The 25,776-nt window shown below is 35.7% G+C and carries 23 protein-coding genes and 1 other RNA gene; 5 read left to right on the forward strand and 19 right to left on the reverse strand.

Translation table 11 applies throughout. The annotated features are described in order from the left end of the window. Positions 1-44: 44 nt before the first annotated feature. On the reverse strand, positions 45-1,607 hold the full coding sequence (locus tag JF73_RS04280) for a PTS sugar transporter (protein WP_046327107.1): 1,563 nt from the start codon (positions 1,605-1,607) through the stop codon (positions 45-47). 249 nt (positions 1,608-1,856) lie between these two features. Between JF73_RS04280 and JF73_RS04285 the strand changes: the two genes are divergently transcribed. Further along, positions 1,857-2,582 carry a MurR/RpiR family transcriptional regulator gene (locus JF73_RS04285; RefSeq protein WP_046327108.1) on the forward strand — a complete coding sequence of 242 codons (726 nt, stop codon included), beginning with the start codon at positions 1,857-1,859 and terminating at the stop codon, positions 2,580-2,582. A 27-nt stretch (positions 2,583-2,609) separates the two neighbouring features. Next, positions 2,610-3,719 (forward strand): tyrosine recombinase XerS, encoded by a 1,110-nt coding sequence (gene xerS / locus JF73_RS04290; RefSeq protein WP_046327109.1) that lies wholly within the window; start codon positions 2,610-2,612, stop codon positions 3,717-3,719. Between the two features lie 5 nt (positions 3,720-3,724). Here xerS and JF73_RS04295 read toward each other — a convergent pair whose 3' ends face one another. From JF73_RS04295 to JF73_RS04305, 3 genes are all read right to left on the reverse strand, one after another. Then, a complete protein-coding gene (locus JF73_RS04295; RefSeq protein ID WP_046327110.1) occupies positions 3,725-4,360 on the reverse strand; it encodes an NUDIX hydrolase in 636 nt (211 codons plus the stop codon). Positions 4,361-4,409: 49 nt separating this feature from the next. Beyond that, positions 4,410-5,288: a DegV family protein gene (locus tag JF73_RS04300; RefSeq protein WP_046327111.1), complete on the reverse strand. Its 879-nt coding sequence runs from the start codon at positions 5,286-5,288 to the stop codon at positions 4,410-4,412. 75 nt (positions 5,289-5,363) lie between these two features. After that, positions 5,364-5,777 carry a MarR family winged helix-turn-helix transcriptional regulator gene (locus JF73_RS04305; protein ID WP_046327112.1) on the reverse strand — a complete coding sequence of 138 codons (414 nt, stop codon included), beginning with the start codon at positions 5,775-5,777 and terminating at the stop codon, positions 5,364-5,366. 372 nt (positions 5,778-6,149) lie between these two features. Between JF73_RS04305 and JF73_RS04310 the strand changes: the two genes are divergently transcribed. Further along, the gene (locus JF73_RS04310; RefSeq protein WP_046327113.1) at positions 6,150-7,838 is read left to right on the forward strand and encodes an Rqc2 family fibronectin-binding protein; all 1,689 of its coding nucleotides are present in this window, start codon (positions 6,150-6,152) and stop codon (positions 7,836-7,838) included. 38 nt (positions 7,839-7,876) lie between these two features. Here JF73_RS04310 and carB read toward each other — a convergent pair whose 3' ends face one another. The 11 genes from carB to JF73_RS04360 all read right to left on the reverse strand — a co-directional run bounded on the left by carB (position 7,877) and on the right by JF73_RS04360 (position 19,676). Then, a complete protein-coding gene (carB, locus tag JF73_RS04315) occupies positions 7,877-11,053 on the reverse strand; it encodes a carbamoyl-phosphate synthase large subunit (protein WP_046327114.1) in 3,177 nt (1,058 codons plus the stop codon). Positions 11,054-11,055: 2 nt separating this feature from the next. Further along, positions 11,056-12,111: a carbamoyl phosphate synthase small subunit gene (locus JF73_RS04320; RefSeq protein ID WP_038522593.1), complete on the reverse strand. Its 1,056-nt coding sequence runs from the start codon at positions 12,109-12,111 to the stop codon at positions 11,056-11,058. Between the two features lie 4 nt (positions 12,112-12,115). Next, positions 12,116-13,021: an RluA family pseudouridine synthase gene (locus JF73_RS04325; protein WP_046327115.1), complete on the reverse strand. Its 906-nt coding sequence runs from the start codon at positions 13,019-13,021 to the stop codon at positions 12,116-12,118. After that, positions 13,014-13,478, reverse strand: coding sequence for a signal peptidase II (gene lspA / locus JF73_RS04330; RefSeq protein ID WP_046327116.1), 465 nt, complete (start codon positions 13,476-13,478; stop codon positions 13,014-13,016). Before lspA ends, JF73_RS04325 begins: the two co-directional genes overlap by 8 nt. An 8-nt stretch (positions 13,479-13,486) precedes the next feature. Continuing rightward, positions 13,487-15,163 (reverse strand): formate--tetrahydrofolate ligase, encoded by a 1,677-nt coding sequence (locus JF73_RS04335; RefSeq protein WP_046327117.1) that lies wholly within the window; start codon positions 15,161-15,163, stop codon positions 13,487-13,489. Positions 15,164-15,373: 210 nt separating this feature from the next. Beyond that, on the reverse strand, positions 15,374-15,706 hold the full coding sequence (locus tag JF73_RS04340; RefSeq protein WP_046327118.1) for a hypothetical protein: 333 nt from the start codon (positions 15,704-15,706) through the stop codon (positions 15,374-15,376). 14 nt (positions 15,707-15,720) lie between these two features. Then, on the reverse strand, positions 15,721-16,950 hold the full coding sequence (locus JF73_RS04345) for a metallophosphoesterase family protein (protein ID WP_046327119.1): 1,230 nt from the start codon (positions 16,948-16,950) through the stop codon (positions 15,721-15,723). Further along, on the reverse strand, positions 16,937-18,070 hold the full coding sequence (locus JF73_RS04350; RefSeq protein ID WP_046327120.1) for a THUMP domain-containing class I SAM-dependent RNA methyltransferase: 1,134 nt from the start codon (positions 18,068-18,070) through the stop codon (positions 16,937-16,939). The genes JF73_RS04345 and JF73_RS04350 overlap by 14 nt, the downstream gene beginning before the upstream one ends. 66 nt (positions 18,071-18,136) lie before the next feature. Then, positions 18,137-18,549, reverse strand: an RNA gene (rnpB, locus tag JF73_RS09420) — RNase P RNA component class B. 26 nt (positions 18,550-18,575) lie between these two features. After that, positions 18,576-19,016 (reverse strand): cell division regulator GpsB, encoded by a 441-nt coding sequence (locus JF73_RS04355; protein ID WP_046327121.1) that lies wholly within the window; start codon positions 19,014-19,016, stop codon positions 18,576-18,578. Between the two features lie 93 nt (positions 19,017-19,109). Then, entirely contained in the window at positions 19,110-19,676 is a 567-nt protein-coding gene (locus JF73_RS04360) for an SLOG family protein (RefSeq protein ID WP_046327122.1), read from the reverse strand. Between the two features lie 69 nt (positions 19,677-19,745). On the opposite strand from JF73_RS04360, the gene recU reads away from it, so the two are divergent. Both recU and JF73_RS04370 read left to right on the forward strand, forming a co-directional pair. After that, the gene (gene recU / locus JF73_RS04365) at positions 19,746-20,378 is read left to right on the forward strand and encodes a Holliday junction resolvase RecU (protein WP_038522619.1); all 633 of its coding nucleotides are present in this window, start codon (positions 19,746-19,748) and stop codon (positions 20,376-20,378) included. Continuing rightward, positions 20,368-22,743, forward strand: coding sequence for a transglycosylase domain-containing protein (locus JF73_RS04370; protein ID WP_084608690.1), 2,376 nt, complete (start codon positions 20,368-20,370; stop codon positions 22,741-22,743). The genes recU and JF73_RS04370 overlap by 11 nt, the downstream gene beginning before the upstream one ends. Before the next feature lie 38 nt (positions 22,744-22,781). Here the strand turns inward: JF73_RS04370 and JF73_RS04375 are convergent, their stop codons facing one another. From JF73_RS04375 to asnS, 4 genes are all read right to left on the reverse strand, one after another. After that, the gene (locus JF73_RS04375) at positions 22,782-22,982 is read right to left on the reverse strand and encodes a DUF3923 family protein (protein WP_038522621.1); all 201 of its coding nucleotides are present in this window, start codon (positions 22,980-22,982) and stop codon (positions 22,782-22,784) included. An 87-nt stretch (positions 22,983-23,069) separates the two neighbouring features. Next, positions 23,070-23,699: an endonuclease III gene (nth, locus tag JF73_RS04380; RefSeq protein ID WP_046327123.1), complete on the reverse strand. Its 630-nt coding sequence runs from the start codon at positions 23,697-23,699 to the stop codon at positions 23,070-23,072. Then, complete coding sequence (locus JF73_RS04385) at positions 23,699-24,340, reverse strand: DnaD domain protein (protein ID WP_046327124.1); 642 nt, start codon at positions 24,338-24,340, stop codon at positions 23,699-23,701. Before JF73_RS04385 ends, nth begins: the two co-directional genes overlap by 1 nt. Before the next feature lie 73 nt (positions 24,341-24,413). Continuing rightward, positions 24,414-25,712: an asparagine--tRNA ligase gene (asnS, locus tag JF73_RS04390; protein ID WP_046327125.1), complete on the reverse strand. Its 1,299-nt coding sequence runs from the start codon at positions 25,710-25,712 to the stop codon at positions 24,414-24,416. Positions 25,713-25,776: the final 64 nt, after the last annotated feature.

Below are 25,776 nucleotides of genomic sequence, written 5' to 3' on the forward strand. Positions count from 1 at the left end.
TTTGAATAATAAACACCATGCGATTTTGAGTTCAATCTTTTTGGCTAAGAGAGTTTGCCTTTTTCGAGTTTGTTAATTAACAAAACCATTATGAATGCAGATACAATACCCGTTAGCATTGCAAGTAAAAAGCCCAACCAATTATTCGACATTGCGGGTCCTAAAAACGATGGCACATAAGCGGTACCACTCACGTTAAATAGGCCTACGACGCACCCTGCAAGAGTTGAACAAATTAACGTGCCAATCATTTCCAATTTATTTGAAAGAATAAAAGGATAAACTGATTCGGCATACGTTCCAAAAAGTAGATTTATAAATAAACCTGGGACTGCTAAAGCTCTATCACTTGGTTTTTGGGGATAGAGGACGTTTGCCAGATTTATTCCTGTAGCAACCATTATTAAAGAGCACATGTCAATCGCACCCAAGAAACTGTTACCATATTTAGACATTTGCAACATAATTAAAGGTAGAAAAATCGCGTGATAACAGCCTGTCAATATGGCTGGAAAAATGATGAAACCCGCAACCGCCCCTGCTAAAATAGGATTAATAGCGATCGCGGTATTTAAAATAAATTGTAAAAAATCGCCCAATTTTGCCGATAAATGAGCAATTAAATAGTAACCTGTTAAACCAGAAATTAACCCGGCAAATGATCCTGCACAAATATTTGCTGTTGTTCCCGGAAAATGCCATTGTAAACATTTTTTAAAAATGACACTGACCAAAATTCCGGCCATAATACCACAAATTATTCCACCGATCAGCCCACCTTTTGTTGAAAAGAGTCCAGCGATCACGCCAGCGCAGATAGCAATATCATTCAAACCAGATATTTGTTTGGCGGCAACTGCTGATATTATTACTGGTAAACCATTCAGCATGATGTCAAAAAGCGCATTGGTCGACTTGGGAATACCGGGTATCTTCGATATTAAAAGTGTAATTGCCATAGTAATAAAAGCTGGTAAACACGCCATTAAAATTCCGCGTAAGCTAATATTTTGCCAAATATTTTGACTAGCTCCGTTATTGTCCTTATCAGTTCCACCAATTAAAGGAGAATATTTAATTTGCCATTTTTTGGTTAAAGCAAACATTGCGCTTACTGCCCTAGTTTCATTAGTAGTACCTGTAGTTCCAGATACGGCAACTACATCCAGACCCATTTTTTGCGCATTGGACATAGATGTGCCGCCAGTTCCAGCAGCAATAATATGATGTTTAATTGCCGCAGTGATCGCCTTTTTATTCGTTCCTGCGGGATCAGCGCTCATTAGTATTAAGCCATCAACCTGATTAGAATCTATTAAATCTGCCATTTTTTGATCATGCTCTTGGGCAACTTTATCAATTTCTTTTAAAGTGCCCTCAGCAATAATTACTGGTTCTTGTCCATTCCATGACCATAAATGTGCTGCAGTGGTCGGTTTAGCGAAATCTAAAGAAGCATCTACAGCAACGAAATGTATTGCTGCTATTTCCGTTTCTGTGGTTGATTGCACCTGTCTAACTACGGCTTCTAAAAGACTTTTTGGATCTTTTCCTCCAAGATTGTATAAATTGCCCCCACTGCTTCCTAAAATCAAAATTCTTTTCATAACATACCCTTCCTGTTTGTTAATTAAAAACTTTAACTTGGTAACCTTATTTTTTTGAGCTCAAAACCTATGAAATCAATCAAATATATTATTTTTATTGATTTCATTTTTATCTTAATACGAATTTTGAAAGCGATTGCTTTTCTGTTAAAAGTGCAACCTTTTTATTTTTTCTCCTTGACCCAATGTGTAAAATTACACATAATTGAATTAAGATTGATAAAGTTTCTTGAGAAAGGAGTTGTAAAAATGCTAAGTTTTAAAGAAGTTTATCAGGCTCATGAAGATGAATTAACAGATTCAGAGGAATATATTTGCGACTATATTCTGGCACATAGTAGTCAGGTCAAGAACATGTCTATAACCTGTTTGGCGTCTAATACTTCAGTAGTACCTAATACCATTACTAGGTTGTGCAAAAAGCTTAATTATAAAGGATATACCGAACTGAAATATAATTTAGATACATTTTCTGAAGACAGTCAGGCTTTATCTCAAAGAATTCTCTTTGAAAATACGGTTAAGCTAATTAACAAGAAAAAAGAAGTACAGATAATAAACTTATTCAGTAAAGCTAAAAAAGTTGTTTTCTGTGCTTCTGGTGAAACCGGCAATGTTGGGCGTTATTTTACTTATGCGTTTAATGCTGTATATAACAATTCGGTTTTTTGCAGTTATACAGAAGAAATTTGGGATATTCTTAACCACTATTCCAATTTAATAGTTTGTATGCTTAGTTTTTCCGGCGATTCAGAGCAAACTTTAAAAATTGCCAAGTTAGTTAAAGAAAAAAACATCAAACTAATAACTGTCAGTGATGTCAGCCATTTCTCCCCTTTAGCAAAAATGGCTGATATACCCTTATTTTGTTATTCACCTAACATTTTTTATAAAGGTTATAACTTAACTAACAAAATGCCAATGTTTGTTGTGCTTAATTCTTTATTGGAACAAGCTATTAACTACCAAAAATGATTTATTTTTAGGAGGAGACTTTATTACGTGGAAACCAAAAAATATTTAAACTTAATTGATGATGAATTAAATAAGATGCCAGATTTTGTGAAAGAATATAACTTTGGCACTACCCATTCCTTGGCCACTTCTTACCAGTATTTAACAGAAATAAGACGTTTTTTTAATTGGCTTCGCCAAGAGGGAATTTCAGATGCTAAGGATAACCAGCACGTGACAACAGAAACCCTGGCAAATCTTCACCGAAATGATATTATGCTTTACATTAATTACCTTGGTCACGTCAAAAACAAGCAGGGCAATTTAAGCTCCCCCACCACTATTAATCGTTCAATTAATGCACTAAGATCTCTTTTTAAATTTTTAACTATAACTGCAGATAATATCAACGGACAGCCTTACTTTGAGCGCAATGTGATGCTTAAGATTGATTCACTCAATAATACAGAAACTTTAAATTATCGTGCACACGTGCTTGAATCACATATGTATACCGGAAAGTTAAAATACCAATTTTTAGACTTTATCGAGAACGACTATCAGAATATTTGTAACAAACATGCCCTACCAAGCTTCAAAATTAATAAAGAACGAGATATGGCAATCATTGCTTTAATACTTGGTACTGGAATAAGGGTTTCTGAATGTGCTGGTGTAGACCTATCAGATATTAATTTCAAGAAGGCTACACTTGATGTTACCCGCAAAGGCGGTCAAAAAGACAGTGTGCCAATTGCTGAGTGGACTTTAAGTTATATTACAGCATATAAAAAAATTCGTAGACAGAGCTATTCTGCTACGAAAAATACGAATGCTTTCTTCCTCACTCGTTGGCATAATAAAACTAGACGGATTACGGCAAGTGCAATTGAGAAAATGGTTAGTAAATATTCGGCTGCCTTTGGGCACCCGCTTACGCCCCATAAGTTACGTCACACCCTGGCCTCTGAACTATATGGTGTAACCAAAGATCAGGTTTTAGTAGCCCAGCAATTAGGGCAAAAAGGTACTACTGCAACAGACTTATACACGCATGTTGATCAGAAAAAACAACGTGCAGCCTTAAATAAAATAGCAAATGCAGACCAAAATATGGCTACTAACGAAAAGGATATTAAAAATAAAATTCAACCTTAAAATTTTTATTCAAATTTGGTTTGCCATTGTGGATCATTGTTAGCTGCAAAACACATTTTAACTTCTTCTAGGGTATTACGGGGTAAAGATAAGGCTGGTAGATTTCTTAATGAAAAAAACTTACATTCTTTAGTTTCAGTATTTTGAGCAAATTTACCCCCAAGATCACGACAAAGAAAGATGACGTTGCAGACATTGATCACTCGTTCTACTTGTTCTTTATGATGAATATTAGTTGAGTGATTATTAACCGCAATGATGCGCTCTACAGTAATTTGATGACCAGCTTCTTCTTTTGTTTCTTTAATACAATTTTCTTTGACTGTTAAATTTGGTTCACACCAGCCACCTGGCATTGACCATAAGTTATCTGTACTTTCTTTTACCAGCATTATTTTTTGATCTTGAAAAATTGCTGCTCTGGTAGATACCTTGGGCGTTTGATAACCATCTTCGCTGCTAAACAGACCTTTAACTACCTTAAGCGGCAAATCTGTCTTAGCAGCCATTATTTTAGTGGCAATCTCTCTTATTTGCTCATACCTTTCCCTGTCAAAGCGGTCATGACCATATTCCAAACCATTTTGGGCTATACTTTGCAATTCTACTGCCCATTTTGTAAGTTGATCTAATTTTTTCATTAGTAACCTCATAATTTCATAGCAAAAAAGCAGCTCTTAGCAGCTGCTTTTATTTTGTTAAGTCAATTTTGTCAATATCAATCATCCAACCGATTGCAAAAGATTTTTCACCTAGGTGCGTAGCAATTACCGGGCTAAATTTAGTGACTGAAATACTTTGCTCAGGAAATTTCTCCTTTAAGAAAGTTTTCGCTTCAGCAACTTGACTACTGTCATTGGAATCGATGATAAATAGCTTGATTTTATCCTTATACGGTAGTTGATCAATTTTTTTCACAGTTAACTTCTTGATTTTAAGAAATGCTCGCTTCATTGAACGTATCTTATCAAAAGCAACTATGTTACCATCTTTAAACGTAAGTAGTGGCTTAATATTCAGCATTGAGCCGATAAAAGCACCAGCATTGCTTAGCCGTCCTCCACGACTTAAATTATTCAGATCGTTGACAACAAATATTTCATCAATCGTTGACCGAATTTCATCAAGATGAGTGAGAATACTCTCCAATTCGACACCGTTTTTGATCATCTTTGCCGCTGCTAAAACTAGGTTCCCTTGCAAACGCACAGTCATTCGGGTGTCTATAGGATGTAAATTATATTTAGGATTATTATCTGCGATATTGCATAGTGTCTGATAAAAGCCTGAGATACCACTTGAAAGTGTAATAGCGATGATTGCTTCATAACCTTGGTCAAGCAAGCGGTCAAAAAGGCGAATTAAACTTCCTGTACTTGGTTGAGAGGTTTTGGGGAAGTCTGCCCCTTCACGTTGCATTTTAAAAAGCTGGTCAGAGGTAATGTCAACATTTTCCAAATATTCTTTTTTACCTATGATAATGGGAATTGAAACAACAATGATATGGTTTTCTTCTGCCTCTTGTTTTGTTATGGCGCTAGTACTATCAGTTACTAATGCAATTTTCATCTAACTTACCTTCCGCTTTTGTCTGTACAATATAAAAGAATTATAGCATAAAAAAGTAGGTGTTTCGACTATCAGCTATATAGAAGTTGATTTTTCAGTTTTCTGAACTAACTTAGTGAAAATCTGATTTAAAAGTTTAATTTCGTCGTCTGAAAGTCCCTGTAATAAAGACTCCTCAATTTCTTTTAGAGCCTTCCTTAATTCTTCAATTTTTGCCAGGCCATGTTGATTTAACCAAACAGTTTTACTTGAATCTGTTTCAGAACGTTTAATAGTCACTAGACTCATAGTTTTTTTCTGCTGTAATTGTCTGCTTAAAGTTGATAACGAAATTTGTAGTTTGTTAGCCAAATCCCCCATTTTTAAAGCTGTGTTGTTATTTCGGTAAAAATACAGTAATATTCTTGTTTGTGACAAATTCAACCCACATTTTCTGCTGATTTCATTTTTGATATTGCCCGCAATTGTACTAAATGATAAAACGTCCATTTAACTACCTTTTCTGATTAAAATAAATCATAAAAAAATTTTATAAACTAAATTAAAGCAATATTATGCTTACTAAGTAGATATTAGAATAGCAGTTAAAAATTGTGAAACAATTGTGCTTAACTTTTATAGTAATATTTGTAACTATTAATTTTAGCTTATAAACATTCGCTGTGATAACTTTAAATCTATATTACCAGTATATCAAGTTTTTGCAATGTTTTCTTTTTTGATGCGTTATAAATTAATATATTAATAGCAATACGCTATTTTAAGTTTAAGGCAATTTTGTAGTTTACAAAATGTAATTTGTCCCTTATACATATCAGCAAATAATTGGTATAATAGAAAACGTGTTTTGAGGTGATAATTATGGCTTATGATGGCTTATTCATACATAGTCTGTTAAATAGTGTTAGACCTTTAGTTGTAAACGGCAGGCTTTCAAAAATATACCAGCCGTTTGCCCAGGATTTAATATTAACTTTTAGAAAAGAACGCAAAAACATTCAACTCCTGCTTTCTGCTAATGCGCAATATCCACGCTTTTATGTGACGAAACAGGCTATAGTTAATCCGGACAAAGCCCCTACTTTCGTAATGGTCTTACGCAAATACTTAGAAGGCTCTGTCTTGCAATCGATTGATCAGGTTGGCGTTGACCGTATCGTCAATTTTAATTTTAGTAATCGTAATGAACTTGGTGATCAAGTTCAACTGGTTTTATCGTTAGAGCTAATGGGACGTCACAGCAATGTTATTTTGTATGACAAAAAAAGTGGACAGATAATAGATCTGCTAAAACGGGTTAATCCTGATGAAAATCGGGTTCGCTTATTGCTGCCTAAAGCAAAATATGAATTACCTCCTCTTATCCCTGGAATTAATGGTTTTAAGATTACCGAGGCAGAATTTAATTTAAAAGCGACTGATACAGCTCCTGCAACATTAGCCAAGCAATTTGGTGGCCTTGATCGTGATGATCGCCAAGAGCTTGAGGGCTATTTAGAAGATGATTTATCATTTTCATCTTTTAAAACTTTTATGGACCAGTTCGATAAAAAAGGTGCTTTTATATTAAAAACGCCGAAAAATAAACGAAAAATTTTCCCTTATTTGCCGTATCATTTGGACTTAACAAAAGAAGCTTCCGATCCTGATTTCAACCACGCGTTAGACGAGTTTTATCAGTATCAGTCAAATCAGGACTGGGTCAAACAAAAATCTAGTCAAATTGAACGTGTCATTAAAAATGAGCATAATAAACTGACCAAGAAAATTGTTAAGCTAAAAAAGCAGTTGGATCAAGCAGAAAATTCCGAAGGCTATAGGATTCGGGGTGAGATTCTTAATGCGAATTTAGCTCAAGTAAAACCAGGAATGAGTCAAATAGAATTACCTAATTATTACGACAATAACAAACCAATTAAAATTAAACTTGATACCGCACTCTCTCCTGCTCGTAATGGTCAAAAGTACTTTACTAGGTATAAAAAGCTACGTGATTCAATCAAGCATGTTAAGGAGCAAATCAGTATTGCCCAAACTAATTTAAACTATTTTGATACAATTCAAACAGCTATTGACAACGCTGAACCCCAAGATATTGACCAAATTACTGATGAATTAACGAGTCAAGGCTATTTGAAAAAGCCACAAAAACCGAAGCGCAAAAAGAAAATTACGGAAAAAAATCTTAATAAATTCCGCATTTCATCGGGCAAGACCGTTTTGGTCGGTAAAAATAATTTACAAAATGATTGGTTAACTTTGAAGAAAGCTAATAAAACTGATATTTGGTTCCATGTCAAAAATATTCCAGGATCACATGTTATATTACAATCTAGTGAAGCAACTGATGAAGACATTAAAGAAACTGCAGAGATTGCGGCCTATTTCTCTAAAGCTAAGAATTCAGCCCACGTTCAAGTAGATTACGTGACCGACAAGCGAGTTAAAAAACCTAATGGCGCAAAGCCGGGTTTTGTAATTTATACTGGGCAAAATTCAATCGAAGTTACTCCTGAAAAAGAACGTGTTTTAAGTAAAAGAATCAAATAAAAACGAGGATGAACAGATCATCCTCGTTTCTTTTTCTGTTAAATCGGTTGCGTTGTTAAAGACAGTGATTCTAAAACAGATAAAATGAGTTCGGAAGTCTCAATACTAGAAAATACAGGGATATTTTGATTGAGAGCTTCATCTCTTATTCTAATGGCATCATCACTGGCAGAATCTGATAAATTAGTAATGTTAATAACCATGTCAATTTTATGCTGTCTTATTTTACTTAATAGACTACTTGAACCACAGTTAATTTTTGATGCAATTCCCGTTGTGATACCAGCTTCAGCTAAGCAATTAGCCGTCCCCTCCGTCGCAATTATTTTAAAACCTAAACGGTAAAATCGTTGGGCCAATTCTGTTACTTTTTTCTTATCCTCGTCTCGTACTGAAATAAAGATCGTGCCAAAACTGGGAATACGTAAACCACTGGCTTCATAGCCTTTATACAAAGCTTTCGCTAGCTCAGTGTCTCGGCCCATAACTGATCCCGAAGACTTCATCTTTGAATCGAAGGTATTTTCACTCTGGTAGTCAATATATGAGAAAACGGGCATTTTGACAAAAATAAAATTATTTGAATGCCACAAGCTATTCTTAAATCCTAATTCGGGCAAATTACCACCAATAAGCACCTCTGTGGCACACTCAGTTATGTCTTGACCGAGTGCTTTAGAGAGAAAAGCGATGTTATGTCCCGCATAGGGCTTGATTTGAAGTAGATAAATTTTCTTTTCTACAATCAAAAAATGAAGTGTAAAAATGCCCCGCATTTTCAAACGTTTAACTAGCGCAATGGTAAAGTCGGTTAAGTGCTTTTTACCAGTTTTTGCTAGATTTTGTGGTTTAAAAACTGCAATGGAATCAGATGCATGAGATCCGGTTTGTTCTAAATGCTCAATAATACCGGGGATAGTTACATTCTGTCCATCCGATATAGCAGTAATCTCATATTTATTGCCTTCAATAAAATGGGATAAACTAACTTTAGAAAGCTGATTTTCGTGCAAATACTTTTTAAGAGCAGGTAAATCATAAACTACAGCAGACTTTTGTTTAACCCCCATATTGTTAAAACCGCCAATTAAGATTGGAAAACCATGCTCATTAATAAATTTTTTAGCCTCAGACTTATCTACTGTGGTTAAAAGCTTATTTTGGTTTAAGTTCTTTAACGGCTTATTAAGTATCTGTTCAATTCGATCTTTAGGATTAATATCACCGCTACCTATGATGTTCAATCCATTTTCAATCAATTTTTTACATAAAGCGTTAATTTCTTTTCCCGAAAATTGAATTAACACGTTTTGGATATGCTCTTTTTCGGCGATATGGAGAATACTTTCAACTGTAATTGGTTCAAAATAGACCTTGTCTGTCCTTTTATAACTAATAGCAACAGATTCGTCGTTATTTGATAGTAAAACAGTGTCATAATTATTTTTATGTAAAGTATCTAGAGCATGACTAATCATATAGTCGAATTCACTCGTAACTGAAACTTGTGAAGGCAGCATACCGACCACTAGCACCTTCTTGCGTGCTGTGAGAGGAATGCTTTCGTCTTGAACGCCAAAAGCACCGTAATATGCGTTTACCAAAGGCTTAATGGTTCCTGCTGTACCATCTATTTGCTGGTAGGCTGGCTTTAAGTGCAGCTTTTCCAGTCGTTTTTTAATGGCACTAACACTGATATGAGCCACTTGAGAAATTAAGACGTTGCGAAAACCCCTTTTTTTCGCTTCAAGCAATAAATTATCCGTTAATGCCTCATCAGACAGTTTCTGAGCAATTTTAACTATATTTTCAAGCTTCTGAAAATAAACTGGATGAATATGGATAATGTCCTGCAATTCATTGTAATTAAAGCCTTTAGCTATTGCAGCTAACAATTTAATTAAATGTAATTCATCGGGATGTCTTAAATCATCTATGATTTCTGACTTGTCTTTAGCTTTTTCACTGCGAAAGACGTTAATTGACATCTTGACGTTAACAGTTGAAGCTAAGCCTTTTAAAAAAGCTGATTCAAAGTTAGTACCTATTCCAATTGCTTCACCGCTGGCCTGCATCTTTGTTCCTAAAAGATAGTGATTACTACCTGATTGTGTTAGTGACCAGAAAGGCATTCTAATAGCTACTTTATCTAAAGTAGGTTCTACTGCAGCATTTAGTCCTGATAATGGATCTGTAATTTCATCTAAACGATAACCCAGTGCGATTTTGCAGACAATGTAGCCTAAACTATATAGTCCTACTCTTTTGGCCCAAATTGCACTGCGCGTTAATCTGGGTTTGATTGACAAAATTTTGACCGCAAACTTTGTACCCTCATGTTTAACAGCAAAATGAATATTTAAAATTCCCACGATTTGAAGATTGTTAGCAATTTTTTTAGCAATTGTGCGGATTTGTTGTACTTGATCATTGTTGAGTGTCAAAGCCGGCATTACTGTTGCCGAGTCACCAGCATTAATGCCTACAGATTCAATAGTATCTGCTAAATTAGTAAAAAGAACATTGCCGGAACTGTCACGAATGACATTGGCAATGACCTCGCCCCAAGTAGAAAGGTCTTCAGATAAATGATAGTTGCTATACGAAAAACGCTCTTTTTGTTGCTCTTTCTTCAGGTAATTCAGCAAATCAGCCAGATTTTCAAAAACAATTTGCTCATTATGAGATGACTGATTTTCTTTGATTAGCATAAGCGGGAATTGAACTTGTTCAGAAATTTGTTTTTCTAAGTTATCAACTCTAAAGTCAGTTAAATTCCAATATTTGTTAACTTCAATATTATTAGCTGTTAAAAAAGCATTCATTTTCTGATGGTTGTCCATCATCAGAGTTTGGTTATTGAGAGTCAGCAACTTAACTCCCATTTGTTGTAATATACCGTCTTTAACCAATTCACGTGTTATTTTTAAACCTGTTGTAGAACCGTATGCCGAAATTATAGCATTAGGTTCTTCCATACGGATTATGCGCTTAAGAAATTCCAACGTCATTGGTTCAAGATAAACGGTTAATCCCGACTTTTTGTCAGTAGAAACAGTTGCCGGATTGGGATTAACTAAAACAATCTGAATGTCTTCTTCAAAAAGTGCTTTGATTGCGTCATTAACTAACAAGTCAGTTTCGGAAACCTTGCCAACTAAGGTTGGACCAGATCCAATAATTAACACTTTATCTAAATCATTTGCTAAAGGCATAATTACACCATCATCTTTACGAAATTATCAAATATTGGCAGAGCATCGAGACTACCTGGAGCACCTTCCGCATTAAAAGCAGTTCCAATCACCTTATTTGCTTTATTGCTAAAACCTGCCAGCAGTTCGCTGTGGAGATCATAAAATTCGTTTTCCATGGCGAATTGAACACTGCTAGGTAAAACTAACTGGTCAATATTCATAGCAACCTGCCAAATTTGATTTGAATTTTGCTCTATCACGGGAAAGTTAATTCCGTTATATACTTGCGGTAAATCAACTAATTCGAATTTCAAAAAATCACTTAATGCCAAGAAACCCAAGCCAATTCCCCATATAGGGATTTGACCATAAAAAGCATTCAAGATCGGTTCAAGATCTTCTCTAAGCTCGTCTACTCTGCCGGGTCCACCAGAAATGATTATACCCTGCGGACGTAAATTTTTAATGTCAGGAACTGACACATTATAAGGCAAGACGGTGGCGTTAACTTTACGCAAAGACAGCTCTCTGAGCATTGAATGTTTTAAACCCAAATCAATAATGGCCACGGTTTTGCCCACATTAGGAACAGCATAAGCATTTTTAGTGGAAACACTAGCTGATTTATTTTTCGGTAAAACCAATGCTCTTATTTGATCAAAGGCATGCTCATCATTGGTATCCATAATTGAAGCTTTGATAGTTTTCTCTTTATTTAAAAGATGAACTAAAGCCCTCGTATCCACGTTATAAATAGCAGGGATATTTTTTTCTTTTAAAAATGAGTCCAAATCTTGAAAATTTTCGCTATCAGAAATATTTTGAGCAACATCATTAGCAATGATACCCTTCACGGTCGGGTTAATGCTTTCATAATCAATTGCATTAATGCCGTTTCCCCCAATCATTGGAGCAGTGTACACTAAAATCTTACCGGTATTGGTTGGATCTGTTAAAGCTTCCTGATAGCCAAAATTACCTGTTTGAATGGCTAGTTCGCCCGTCGAAATAATTGAAGCTCCTAACCCTTCTCCAGGGAAATAATTGCCATCTTCAAGAATTAAATATCTTTTCATTTAGTCACTTTTTTCTTAATTCCGTCAGTCTTTCTAAAAAGATTTGCGGAGGCTCAACCTTAAATTCGAGCCATTTACCTGAATGTGGTTGCTTAAAACCTAAAATTTGAGCATGCAAAAATTGTCCGTGGCCTTTTAAACTATGTTGGGGACCATATAGTGGATCACCAGCAACTGGATGACCAATATATGAAAGATGTACCCTGATTTGATGGGTACGGCCAGTTTCAAGGCGACACTCAATTAGACTATAATTTTGAAATTGTTCGAGTACAGTGAAATGTGTGACAGCCTCTTTACCATTTTCAACTACTGCCATCTTTTTACGGTTAAAGTGATCGCGTCCAATAGGAGCGTTTATTACCCCCGATTTTTCAGAAAAATTACCGTGAACAATTGCCAAATATAACCTTTTATTAGTTTTATGTGCTAATTGATTTTCTAAGCTTTCACGTGCAAAACTATTTTTAGCTACCATTAATAAACCCGAAGTATCTTTGTCAATGCGATGAACAATTCCAGGACGAAAACCTTCAGGACTTTGTGCTAAATTTTTGGTATGAAATAGCAGTGCATTAACAAGTGTATGATCTGGATGTCCAGCCGCTGGATGGACCACCATTCCCTGAGGTTTGTTAACCACAAGGACATCTTGATCTTCATATATAATATCGAGCGGTATATCCTCTGGTATCATAGCTAGTGGTTTTAGTTGCGGAATAGTAACAACAATTAAGTCGTTTTTTTGTACTTTATAAGAAGGTTTAACAACCTTATCATTTACCAAAATATTTTTATCACGCAATAATTCCTGGATTCTTGTCCGCGATAAGTTTGGAATTTTACTTGCAAGTAAACTGTCTAATCTACCCTGTTCGTCTTTGATTATGAATTGGTATTTATCAGGCATTATTTTTTTCACTTTCATCCAAAAATAAGAGATAAATAAACACCATAATTATTCCAATCGTGATGGCAGAGTCAGCAATATTAAAAATATTAAAATGAATAAAGTCGACTTGGATCATATCAATGACATACTTTAAGTGTATACGGTCAATTAGATTCCCGATAATACCACCTAAAACTAAGGCTACCCCAGAGCTGAAAATCTTGCTATTAAAATTTTTTCTTAGCAGATAATATAAACAAACCACAATGGCAATTGCACTAATCAGGTAAAAAAGTCCCATTTGACCAGGTAAAATATTCCAGGCAGCTCCCTCATTTTGAATATATGTCAATGAAAAAACATGCGGAATAACCTGATGAGTTTCTCCCAGTTGATAGTTATTGACTATAAAAAACTTTAAAGCTTGATCTGAAGCAACAACTAGTAATGAAATTAATAAATAAAAAAATTGCATTGATAAAATTAAAATAAACCGCTGATTTTACCATTATTGTCTACATCAATATCTAAAGCAGCTGGGTGTTTTGGTAAACCTGGCATGTCTAAAACATGCCCTGTCGTTATAACTATAAAACCAGCACCATTTTTCAAACTGGCTCCTTTGACATGCAAAGTAAAATCAGTTGGTGCACCCAACAATTTTTGGTTGTCAGTAAATGAATATTGAGTTTTGGCAATAATTACGGGTAATTTATCCTTTCCCATTTTTTCAAGCTCGTGAATATCTTTTTTAGCCTTTTCACTGTATTCAACTTTTGAGGCATGATAGATTTTTTGAGCTATTTTTTCAATTTTAGTTTTTACATCATCATTTTTTTGATATGTAGGTATCAGTTTACCAAGACCGGAATTTGCCAGTTTAACTATAGCTTTTGCGGCCTCTACTCCACCTTTTGAACCTTGTTCGTGGTAATCAACAACAACAGAATCAATTCCTTCATCTTTAATCAATTGCTGTAAGAGTGAAATTTCATTTTCACTATCTGTTGCAAAATGGTTAATTAGAACAATAACGGGAATGCCGTAATTTCGCATATTATTCATATGTCTCTTAAGATTTGCAAAACCGCTACGTAAAGCAGACAGATTTTCAGTACTTAAGCTATCTGTAGTACCTTCAGCTTGGTATTTTAAGGCACGTACGGTGGCAACCACTACACTGGCATCGGGCTTTTTATCCAAATGACCCGAAACAAAATCCATGAACTTTTGACCGCCCAAGTCGCTGCCAAATCCTGCTTCGGTCAATACATAATCACTTAAGTGCAAAGCCAAGTTAGTGGCAATGACAGTATTAGCGCCATGAGCAATATTAGCAAAAGGACCGCCGTGAACTAAAGCCGGTGTGTGTTCGATAGTTTGCACAAGATTGGGTTTAAGGGCATTGGCAAGTAAAGCGGCAATCGCACCTTCAAAGCCAAGGTCACTAACGTAAACTGGTTTATCTTCTTTGGTATAACCAACCAACATCAAACCAATTCTCTTTTTCAAATCATCAATATCGGTGGCCAAACATAAAATAGCCATTAACTCGTTAGCAACAGTAATTGCAAAACTTGATTTGTGCTCCACGCCGTTAAATTTGGAACCGTGACCGACAGTGATGTTTCTTAAACTACGGTCATTAACGTCAATTCCGCGCTTTAATAAGATTCTATCAGGATCAAGACCGATTGCATTTCCTTGATAAATGTAGTTATCAACTAAAGCAGCCAATGTGTCAATAGCAGCTGTCAAAGCATGCATATCACCAGTAAAGTGGAGGTTAATATCTTCCATAGGAATTACTTGCGCTTGTCCTCCGCCTGTTGCTCCACCTTTTAAGCCGAAAACCGGTCCCATTGATGGTTCTCTTAAAGCAATCATAGTCTTTTCATGTAACTGGTTGTTGATGGCATCTGCTAGACCAATTGTCATAGTCGACTTGCCTTCTCCTGCAGGAGTGGGTGAAATTGAAGTAACCAAAACAAGTTTACCCAAGTGCTTAGTTGCTAATGTCTTTTTAATTGCCTGCCAATTAATCTTAGCTTTATCATTGCCGTATGGCTCAATATCTGTGCTACTTAAACCAACTTTAGCAGCAATTTCGTTAATGGGTAATGCGTGTGCTTCTTGTGCAATTTGAATATCTGTTTTCATTGCGCATGCCTCTTTCTGTATATTTAAATTTTAAAATTATTTTTCCATTTTAAGTAATACTCTTTTCATATTAGAATTTAGGTCCCACCTTTTAATTAATCATTTCAATTATAACAAATATTGCATGATTTTTATTCATTACTAGCCATAAATTAAGAATAACGCTAACTTTCCTCTTAGAAAGTAAAAAAGCGGGCTAAAGCCCACTTTTTATTTTTCACATCTTAATAAATAATATTGCCCTACTTCTGCAACTTTTATTTTATAAATTTTGAAACAATACCATTGCAGGACAATCTGTGGTACTGCCACCTTTTTTATCTGTGTGCGAAATGGTAATTTCAAAATATTCTCATTCCAATAAGAATAAACATATGTATAAAAAAGTAACATAACAAAGACTAAGGCACAAATTAGTGCTGGCCAATTAAAGACTTTAGTGCTTTCATATAGCAAGATTAGGCTTAAAAGCAGCACAATGAATACCCAACTGAAATAAATCAATCCGCACCGTCCTAAAATGACAAAATGTTTCTTTTTCATACGATCTTCTTTCCTCAATATTTAATTTTAGCTTTTAAGTTACTATGGTCAGTAATATCAAATAATGTCTTCATATACTTACTAAATCTTGGTCTTTGACTGACTAAAAGTTTAAACTCAGGAGAATTATAAAGCTTTTTAAGCTGTTTTTTTTCAATATGATTATGTCCAGTAAAGTACTGGTAGTTCATTTCAATAAAAAGATGGTTAACTTTTTGTAATAGCTGAGATTCTTCAGTCTTTAAATGATCTTTTTTATTCGTGTTACCAGCTAAATTCCTAATCTGAATTTCTTTTAAATACGAATGAAAATGGGTTAACTCTTTATTTTGCCTTTCCTCTGCGGTCAAATAAGGGGTCATATCAAACGTTTTGCGTTCATAGCTAACACAATTGGGACTGACTTTTACATTGCCATAAGCCTGATCATAAGAACAAAAACTTGAAGTTACTATTTCGGTTGCCGGAACTTTTTCCTTAGGACCAACAATGTTTTGCGCGTGAATATGCCCGGAAAAGACAATCTTAACATCATAGTCTCGACACAAACGGCCTAATAATTGGGCATTGTTTAAAACAAATCCGCGATTAACCGCTGGATTATGAACGTAAAGATTATGGTGCAAAAATAGCAGTGGCCGCAAGCCCTCTTTTTTTGCCTGCTCCAATTGTCTTTGTAACCATAAAATCTGTTCCTCTCCTAATTGTCCTTCTGTAGTTGGGGCACCACTTGCTTCGTGGGTACCATAAATATTGGAATCAAGTAAAAGCAAAAGATATTGGCTATTTAACTGAACGCTGTAGGCTAATGAATTGGCGTCTTTACTAAGTGCGCAATCATAAGATTTTTTGAAAATATTTCGCCAATCTTCCGGGCTTATTTGATGGGCATATAATTGATTAGTCCCACGAAAAGATCTGGCCCAACCATCATAAATATCATGGTTACCAGGTAGCACCAGTAATTTTGTCTCTTTTAGCCTGTCAAATATTTCGGCAAACTTTTGCGCAGAAATAAGTTCACCATTGAATGTGACATCACCTGTGACTATGATAGCAGCAGGCTTTTTTTCGTTGGCAAAATCAGAAAAAGCCCGCAAGGCAGTTTCCTGGTAATTTAAATCCTTACCTTGGCTGGTACCTTGGATAAGCTGAAATGCCTTACCATCATCATGTAAACTGTCAGCAATCAGATGTGTATCGGTAATGACCCAGAATTCCGTATTTGCTTTATTTGTGATCATTTTTCTTAGTCCAGTATTGGTAAAAGTCAACTCTTAAATTACCGTTGAATAATTTCCGCTTTTTAGTTGCCTTTTTACCAAAAAATTCTTCAAACTTTGGATCTCCAACTAAATAATATTGACTGAAACTATCGTATTTTAAAAGCGTTTCTCCCATTTGTTGATAAAGATCTTCTGCTGATTTGCGGTCCTTTAATCTTTTTCCATAAGGTGGGTTGGCAATTATGACTCCATTTTCCAAATCTGTAGCAAAATCTTTTACAGCAACTTGCTTAAAATAAATATCCTGTAAAACACCGGCATTATTGGCATTTAATTTTGCTATTTCTAAGATAGATTGGTCAATATCACATGCCCAAATTGGCTGTTCAAGAGGCTTGACTTGGCTTTTAGCTTCATTCACCATGTCTTGGTGAAGCGAATGATTAAACCAGTCAAAGCCATCAAATGCAAATTGGCGCCACATTCCAGGTGCGATATTCTTGCCAATTAAAGCTGCTTCAATTGCTAAAGTCCCAGAACCTGTCATAGGATCAATCAATGGATGAGTACCGTCATAAGGTGTAAGTTTGAGCAAACCAGCTGCGAAGTTTTCTTTAAGCGGGGCGCCGCCATGTTCTATTCTATAGCCTCTTTTAAATAAGCTTGAGCCGGTTGTATCAAGCGAAATTCTGGCAGTATCCTTATATATATGTATATCAAGTGGATATTCATTGCCACTTTCAGGCAAAAAGCCGCGCCGATGATATTGATCAGACATTTTATTGACAATTGCTTTTTTTACAATTGACTGTATTCCGGGCTCAGAATGCAATTTTGATCTAACGGAACGACCGCTAACTGGAAATTTAGCGTCAACTGGCAGCAATTCAGCCCAATCAATATCATAGACCTGGTTATAAAGCGTATCAAAGTCAGTGGCAGAAAATTCTTTAAGCAGAATTTTAACGCGGTCTGCTGCTCTCAACCACAAATTTGTCTTAACGATATCACTTTGATCACCATTAAAGAAAACACGACCGTTTTCAGTTCGCGTTTTATAACCCAGTGCTTGCAGTTCTTTAGCAACAACGCTCTCGAATCCAACACCCATTGTTGTATAAAGTTGATATTTTCCCATCTTCGACTCTTTCTTTTTAAAAAAAGCGTTGAGCCCTTTGAAAAGCTCAACGCTGCCAATGCAAATTTCTATAAGCCACGTTCTGTTCAGGTATTTGCGGCATAAACACCTTTAGCAGCCATCTATCTTTGTTAAATAATAACAATCCAATCTTTAGTTCAATTTCTTAGATTGAAACGCCCCCACCAAGTTTGGGTTGCACGCTCGCAGGGTTTACCTCGTTCCACCAAAAATGTTTCCATCTTTGCTTCGTCACTGTGGCACTTTTCAGAATATTCATGCATATCCTTAGTAGGACTTAGCATTTTTTTCGCCGTAATCTAAATTTTTTAAGCTGTTAAATTTGTTATTTCTGCTCAAAATTGTAGATTCTTTAGCTTATTGGGCTAAATACGATCACTACAAGCATCGCAGCTTGTGCGTGCGTGGACTTTCCTCAGCTTGATCATTTACATGTCAAACCGCGACTGCTCAAAATTTGCACCATTAAAAATTATAACAAAGCTTATTCTTTTTGTAACCCATAAACTCGTTGTTCAAGGTTATAAACTTTACGCTCAAGTGTAGAAATTCTCTGAATAATAGCCATGTTAGTGGAATTTTCAGCTTGAGAATTTTCTTCATTCATTGAACCGAAGTTTTGACTTGCTCGCTGCTGACTAGGTGTATATGTGCGTACATTTTCAGAAGTGGAAGAAAGATTTTCTGTTCTGGTTCTTTGATTCTGAAGGGAGTTTTCTTTATGTTGGTCTTCCATCAGTTCACCCTGAAGTTTACCAATTTGACCATAAAGATCTTCAATTATTTGTTCAAAGGTATCGTAATCAGCGATCACTTTATCCAAAAAAGCGTCTACTTCATCTGGGTCTAAACCTTTAACTTTGGTTCTAAATTGTTTTTTTAATATATCCTTCGTGGATAGTTGAATATCATTTAAATCTGCCATGATAATATACAACTCCTTTTCCAATCCCCCTTATTCTAGCAAAAACTAATCTCGCTTAAAACTAAAATGTTAACTTTTAAACAAAGTTATTTTTTATTCATCGAATTTGTCTTCTTGATTTGCTTGATATTCTTCAGCTTCATCTTGCAGATCATAAAAATCAATTAATTCGAGGGGATAATCTGTCGTTTTTTGATAATCTCTGATTAAATTATAGTCAAACTTAGGTTTACCAGGATTTTCCGTATCATATATCATTAGGGCACCGTCTGTATGCATTAACATGAAGTTTTGATAATTTCGTAGTTGCACTGGACTATGATACGGTTCTTTGGAAGTTGAGGCAAAGAAATCAACTTGACTTTTTAAGGCCAAAAACTTTTCTTGATTGTTCTCATTCCATCTGCTGGCAAATTCTTCATAGGGAATGATGATAGAAACACGCACAGGAAATTTTTCACGTAATTCAATAGCAACTTCACTTGCCCACTGCTCAACTCCCAAATTTGCCCCAGTAATTATCCAATCAAGCTGACCATTTTCCAGCAAGTTAATCATATGCTTTTTTAAAACTAATTTAATGATTTTAATTTTAGGATCTTTATCACTATATGTATTTAATTCGTAATTGCGGTATCCAGTAATCCATAGTCTTTGCATAATGAAACAAATGGCTCCTTGTTCAAAAACTTTTTCTTTATTGCTATAATGCTAGCAGGAGTGAGATTGATGGTCAAATATCCAACCGGCAGCTCAGCTGCTTTTCGCAAAACAGATTATAAGTCTCAAAGTAAACGTCAAAAAAGAAAACATAAGAATATTAATTTTTCTGATCGAGGAATGAACCTTGAGCAAATGATTAATGAATCTAATAAGTATTACCGTGTTAAAGAAATAGCTGTAGTACACAAAAAGCCGACGCCAGTTCAAATTGTGAAAGTTGATTATCCTAAAAGGTCACGGGCAGTGATCAAAGAAGCTTACTTTCGTCAAGAATCAACGACTGATTATAATGGTGTTTATAATGGCTACTATCTAGATTTTGAGGCTAAAGAAACTAAGAATAAGACCAACTTTCCTTTAAAAAACTTTCATGAACATCAAATAGTCCATTTAGCAGAATGCTTGAAGCAAAAAGGAATTTGCTTTACAATAATTGGATTTACGAGCTTAAATCGCTATTTTGTTACTCCGGCAAGTGCAATTATCAAAGCCTGGTGGACAAAAGATAAGAGCTCATTAACATTAAAAGAAGTTGAGGAATGGTCAATAGAGATTAAGAGCGGCTTTCAACCAACCCTTCCCTATTTGCAAGCTGTAGATCACTTTATCTCGGATAGGAAAATGAAAGATGACGAATAAAAACTTTAACTCGAATAATGGTCGTGAATCACGGAAGAATTATCGCCAGAATTTACCTAAACCATTATGGCGCAGAATACTCAAATGGGCTTTTTTAGGAATTTTTCTCCTATTAATTGCTGGTGTCGGGCTCTTTGCTTTCTATGCAAAAGATGCTCCTAATATCAGTAGAGCTGATTTAGAAAGTGGTGGTTCATCAGGTATTTATAATACTAATGGCAAATTTATCATGTCGCTTGGGACTGAAAAAAGGCTTTATGTTAAAGACAGCAAAGACTTACAGTTGTTGAAAGATGCTATTGTTTCAGTTGAAGACAAGCGCTTTTATAGGGATAACTTGGGTATCGACCCTATCCGTATTGTTGGCTCAATGCTTACTAATGCTAAAAGTAAAAGTATTTCTGCTGGTGGTTCGACTATTACGCAACAACTCGTTAAGCTGACCAAATTTTCAACTTCCGCATCACAGCGTACCCTGCGGCGCAAGGCACAGGAAGCTTGGCTGGCTATGAGGGTACAACGTGAATACAGTCATGATGAAATCTTAGAGTTTTATATTAACAAGGTTTATATGAATTACGGCAATACTGGTATTGGTACGGCTGCTAATTTCTATTATGGTAAAAAAATTGGCGATTTAGACTTGGCGCAAACAGCAATGTTAGCGGGAATGCCTAATAGACCAACCGTTTATAATCCTTATACTTATCCGCAATATGCCAAGTATCGCCGGGACATAGTCTTAAAGGCAATGTTAAACAACAAAAAGATTACTCAGGAGCAATACGATCAGGCAGTTAAAGAAAGCGTAAAAAAGGGGTTAAAACCTCATAACAAGCGTAAACAATCGAATTTACGTAAAATTAATGATCCTTATGTTAAGGAAGCAATTGCTGAAGTCAGGGCCAAAGGTTTTGATCCGTTTCGTGATAATTTAAAAATTACTATTAATATGGATCAAAAAGCGCAGAAAAAACTTTACGAATTGGCTAACAATGGTACTATTCCTTTCACTAATGATAAAATGCAAATTGGTGCGTCAGTAATTGACCCAAGCAATGGTCACGTAATTGCGATCTTAGGTGGTAGACACTTGCCTTCTTCAGTTCAGTTAGGTTTGGATCGTGCCGTACAAACTTCGCGCTCAACGGGATCATCAATCAAGCCTGTGTTAGATTATGGCCCCGCAATTGAATATCTTAATTGGTCTACTGCTAAAATGCTGGACGACAGCAAATATGTCTATCCGGGCACTAATATTCAGTTATATGACTGGGACAATAAATATGATGGCGTCATGACTATGAGACACGCCTTGGAACAATCACGTAATGTTCCGGCAGTTAAAACTTTGAGGGATGTCGGTATTAAGCGCGCAGCTAAATTTGCCGGCAAAATGGATATTAATATTCCTAAAGACTCTGGTCTTTCTGTTGCTATCGGTGCTAATGCTTCCAGTCTACAAATGGCAGGTGCATTCAGTGCTTTCTCTACAATGGGCGTCTACCATAAGCCGCAATTTGTTTCGAAAATTGAAACGCCAGATGGTTTAACAAGAAATTACGATTCCGAAGGAATTCGAGTAATGAGTAAAGCCACAGCCTATATGATTACAGATATGCTTAAAGGTGTCATAAAGAACGGTTCTGGAAAGAATGCGCAAATTAAAGGATTGCACCAAGCTGGTAAAACCGGTTCTGTTAAATATTCTGAAGAAGAATTAGCCCGTTACCCTAATTACAGGTCAACTCCGAAAGATTCATGGTTTGTTGGTTACACTCAAAGCTATTCAATAGGCGTTTGGACTGGTTATGATAACTTAAAGGACGGTACAATTTCTGGTATCGGTCAACAATCTGCTCAATTGTTTTATAAGAATATGATGTCTTATTTAATGAGAAATAAAGAAAATGTTGACTGGCAAAAACCTGATTCTGTCATCAGAGCTAGAATTGCTCGCAATTCCAATCCGCCTGAAGTATCATCAACTGGCGACTGGCAATTGTTCGTGCGGGGTCACTCTCCTATTGGTATTGTTGATGACAGTAGTGATTATGATGAAGATGATGAAAAAGCCGATAATAATAATTCTTCATCGACTACAAATACCCAAGAAAATAATTCAACTCGAAATGAGCAAAATGGTACCGCTAGACAATCAAATAAAAACCAAAGAAAGTCTAAAAGTAAGAAGGAAAATCAACAGTCTACTAACGGAAATGAAAGTAACTCCGAGGATTCTGGTCAGAATAATAATCAAAATGATTCTAATTCTGGCAATTCCACCGAAAATGAGCAAAAGCCTAATAAACCAGGTGGTGACAATTCAAATTCATCTAATGGCGAAGGTAGCCATCATCACTGAGTAAAAAAGAAACGTCGAAAAATTCCGACGTTTCTTTTTTATTTTCTTACTATCAAATAAACTAATAGTTCTACTAAAAGAATAAATATAAAGAAGACAATTAAAACAGCTAAGGAAACTAATTTAACATTCATGGTATTAACAGCGCCAGTTCCGTCATAAGGACGTAGCCAGAGAAATATTGCTGTGATTATGAAAAGGATTGTTAGAACTACGTTAGTTATGTGCCACTTATTCATCAAGTTTACCCCTCAAGCAAATTGTATTTGCTTAAAATAATATTATATTTTTCATAACATTATACCATTATTTTCTAACAATTAATATTATTTACACTTTAAATATGAATAAGGATCGTTTTTATCGCGGGCTGTCATAGAATAACGTCCAAATAAAATCATCGCATGATGAGTATGAATCCATTCATCGCGAGGAAGAATTTCCTCCAGTCTTTTTTCAACCTGCAGCGGCTTAGCATCTTGAGGTACAATATGAAAACGTTTGGAAATACGAGACACATGAGTATCAACTGCAATAGCTGGAATGCCAAAGCCTTCAGCTAAAACCACGTTAGCCGTTTTCTCTCCTACTCCTGGCAAAGAAATTAATTCATCTTTATCTTGAGGGATTTGGCTATGGTATTTTGTTACTAAGATTTCGGCAGTAGCTTTTAAATGCTTTGCTTTCGAATGGTACAACCCGATCTGTGAAATATGCTTCTCAATTGCAGCAATAGTCGCTTGAGCTAAATCTTTAGGTTCAGGATAGTCTGCCATAAATTTGGGCATTACTTTATTAACCATTTTATCAGTAGTTTGCGCGCTCATTAACACGGCACACAGCAAGTGAAAATTATTATCCCAAACTAATTCACCCTTGGCATCCGGATACATGTGGTTAATACATTCCAAAACTTTTCGTGCTTCTTTTGTAGTTAAAATTTTTTCTTGCGTCATTAGTGATTCCTTCTTAAAAATTTTTGCACTTCACTACTTGTTTTTAAATTATGTCTTTGCCAATTAAGCAGAACGCGATCAACGTATTTTAAGCTATATGCTTGTGCTAGAACTGCTTCTCTCAAAGCCATTTTGATAAGTACCGGATCATGATGATCAACGTTTAGCCAAAATGCAATTTCTTCACGTTCAATTGGACTTAAATAACGTCCAAATTCAATTTCAAATTGACGCACTAATTGTGTTAGTGGACTATTATCAACACTGGAAGTAGAGCTATTATTGCCGGCTTTTTTATTACCTGATTTAATTTTATCTTCCAGCAGCAAGTCTAACTGGTTATACAATTGGTCTAAATTGTACTTATTGCCAATCTTGCCACTTTTGTCGGAAATTTGATCAATACTAAGAAAATTCTGTTCAATTAGCTTCTGAACTAGAGCCGTAATTTCGGAAACTGATAAATTAGTATTTGCTGCCAGTTGCTCATCAGTTGGGAAAAAATTCCCCTTTTGAGCAAACATTTCCAGCTGAATAATGACAATCATCTCAGCATCATCGATTTTAAGTTGCGGATAATATGCAAGCAGGCCATTTGAAAAAGTAGTCGTACCTAAAGCGCGGTAATCATTGTACTGCATGATAAATTCTCCTTTAAAAAAGTTGAACTAAATTAACTTTAGTTCAACTTTTAACTGTTTTATTAACTTTGAATTAAGGTTGCAAGCGATTAATCATTCTTGGAAATGGAATAGCTTCGCGGACGTGGTCTAATTTACAGATCCAGGCAATCACCCGTTCAAAGCCCATTCCGAAACCAGAATGAGGAACACTGCCATACTTACGCAAGTCTAGATACCAACCGTAATCTTCTTTGTTTAAGCCAGCTTCTTCTATCTGTTTAAGTATGGTATCGTAGTCGCTTTCTCTTTCAGAACCGCCCATAATTTCGCCGTATCCTTCTGGAGCTAAAACATCTGCACAGAGATATTCTTTTGGATTATCAGGGTTTTTCTTCATGTAAAATGGCTTAATTGCAGTTGGGTAGTTAACAATGAAGAAAGGACGGTCAAATTTTTCTGAGATAAAGGCTTCATCAGGTGCGCCAAAGTCGTCGCCCCACTTGAAGTCACGTCCGTCATCCTGCAACATTTTTACTGCATCGTCGTAAGACAAACGAGTATAGTTTCCTTGGGCAGCAGGCTCTAATTTTTTAGGATCGCGTCCCAATATTTCTAATTCATATTGACAATTTTGTAGAACTTGACCAGTAACGTAGGATAAAAACCGTTCTTGCAGATCAAGAGATTCATCTTGATGCATCCAAGCCATTTCAGGTTCCATCATCCAAAATTCCGTCAAGTGCCGTCTTGTTTTAGATTCTTCAGCTCTGAAAGTTGGACCAAAGGTAAAAATTTTACCGAATGCGGCGGCTCCTACTTCACCATAAAGTTGTCCAGATTGTGAGAGGTAGGCGTCACCACCAAAATACTCTGTATGGAATAATTCTGTGGTTCCTTCTGGAGCAGAATGCATGAAGATAGGGGCATCAAACTTTATAAAGCCTTCTTTTTCAAAAAAGTCAACAGTCGCCTTAAAAATTGTGTTTCTAATCCGCATAATTGCAAAAGGACGTTTGCTTCTTAACCATAAATGGCGGTGGTCAAGTAAAAAGTCAATTCCGTGTTCCTTGTTGCCAATTGGGTAGCCTTCATTATTGGTAATAAGCTTTAGATCTGAGATTTGAATTTCATAACCAAAATGGGAACGTTCATCTTGGTGAACAGTACCGGTTATGTAAAAACTGGCTTCCTGATGTAACGATTTTGCAATTTCAAAAACTTCATTAGAAACCGCATTTTTACGCACTACACCCTGAAAAAATGCAGTACCATCACGTAATTGCAAGAACACAATTTTACCACTTGAACGCTTGTCAGTAAGCCAAACATGCATTTGGACTTCTTCATCAACGTGTTTGCGGCAATCTTCAATTGAAATTAATTCTGTCATAAACTTTTATTCCACTTTCCTTATCATATCAAATTAATAATACCAAAGTTTTATCGATTTAGCG

This window comes from Lactobacillus helsingborgensis (assembly GCF_000970855.1).
In the GTDB taxonomy this organism is placed as follows: domain Bacteria; phylum Bacillota; class Bacilli; order Lactobacillales; family Lactobacillaceae; genus Lactobacillus; species Lactobacillus helsingborgensis.

Coding starts and splice junctions, on each gene's coding strand:
- JF73_RS04280 (WP_046327107.1), bottom strand. CDS start 1,607: ATGAAAAGAATTTTGATTTTAGGAAGCAGTGGGGGCAATTTATACAAT.
- JF73_RS04285 (WP_046327108.1), top strand. CDS start 1,857: ATGCTAAGTTTTAAAGAAGTTTATCAGGCTCATGAAGATGAATTAACA.
- JF73_RS04295 (WP_046327110.1), bottom strand. CDS start 4,360: ATGAAAAAATTAGATCAACTTACAAAATGGGCAGTAGAATTGCAAAGT.
- JF73_RS04300 (WP_046327111.1), bottom strand. CDS start 5,288: ATGAAAATTGCATTAGTAACTGATAGTACTAGCGCCATAACAAAACAA.
- JF73_RS04305 (WP_046327112.1), bottom strand. CDS start 5,777: ATGGACGTTTTATCATTTAGTACAATTGCGGGCAATATCAAAAATGAA.
- JF73_RS04310 (WP_046327113.1), top strand. CDS start 6,150: ATGGCTTATGATGGCTTATTCATACATAGTCTGTTAAATAGTGTTAGA.
- carB (WP_046327114.1), bottom strand. CDS start 11,053: ATGCCTTTAGCAAATGATTTAGATAAAGTGTTAATTATTGGATCTGGT.
- JF73_RS04320 (WP_038522593.1), bottom strand. CDS start 12,111: ATGAAAAGATATTTAATTCTTGAAGATGGCAATTATTTCCCTGGAGAA.
- JF73_RS04325 (WP_046327115.1), bottom strand. CDS start 13,021: ATGCCTGATAAATACCAATTCATAATCAAAGACGAACAGGGTAGATTA.
- lspA (WP_046327116.1), bottom strand. CDS start 13,478: ATGCAATTTTTTTATTTATTAATTTCATTACTAGTTGTTGCTTCAGAT.
- JF73_RS04335 (WP_046327117.1), bottom strand. CDS start 15,163: ATGAAAACAGATATTCAAATTGCACAAGAAGCACACGCATTACCCATT.
- JF73_RS04340 (WP_046327118.1), bottom strand. CDS start 15,706: ATGAAAAAGAAACATTTTGTCATTTTAGGACGGTGCGGATTGATTTAT.
- JF73_RS04345 (WP_046327119.1), bottom strand. CDS start 16,950: ATGATCACAAATAAAGCAAATACGGAATTCTGGGTCATTACCGATACA.
- JF73_RS04350 (WP_046327120.1), bottom strand. CDS start 18,070: ATGGGAAAATATCAACTTTATACAACAATGGGTGTTGGATTCGAGAGC.
- JF73_RS04355 (WP_046327121.1), bottom strand. CDS start 19,016: ATGGCAGATTTAAATGATATTCAACTATCCACGAAGGATATATTAAAA.
- JF73_RS04360 (WP_046327122.1), bottom strand. CDS start 19,676: ATGCAAAGACTATGGATTACTGGATACCGCAATTACGAATTAAATACA.
- recU (WP_038522619.1), top strand. CDS start 19,746: ATGGTCAAATATCCAACCGGCAGCTCAGCTGCTTTTCGCAAAACAGAT.
- JF73_RS04370 (WP_084608690.1), top strand. CDS start 20,368: ATGACGAATAAAAACTTTAACTCGAATAATGGTCGTGAATCACGGAAG.
- JF73_RS04375 (WP_038522621.1), bottom strand. CDS start 22,982: ATGAATAAGTGGCACATAACTAACGTAGTTCTAACAATCCTTTTCATA.
- nth (WP_046327123.1), bottom strand. CDS start 23,699: ATGACGCAAGAAAAAATTTTAACTACAAAAGAAGCACGAAAAGTTTTG.
- JF73_RS04385 (WP_046327124.1), bottom strand. CDS start 24,340: ATGCAGTACAATGATTACCGCGCTTTAGGTACGACTACTTTTTCAAAT.
- asnS (WP_046327125.1), bottom strand. CDS start 25,712: ATGACAGAATTAATTTCAATTGAAGATTGCCGCAAACACGTTGATGAA.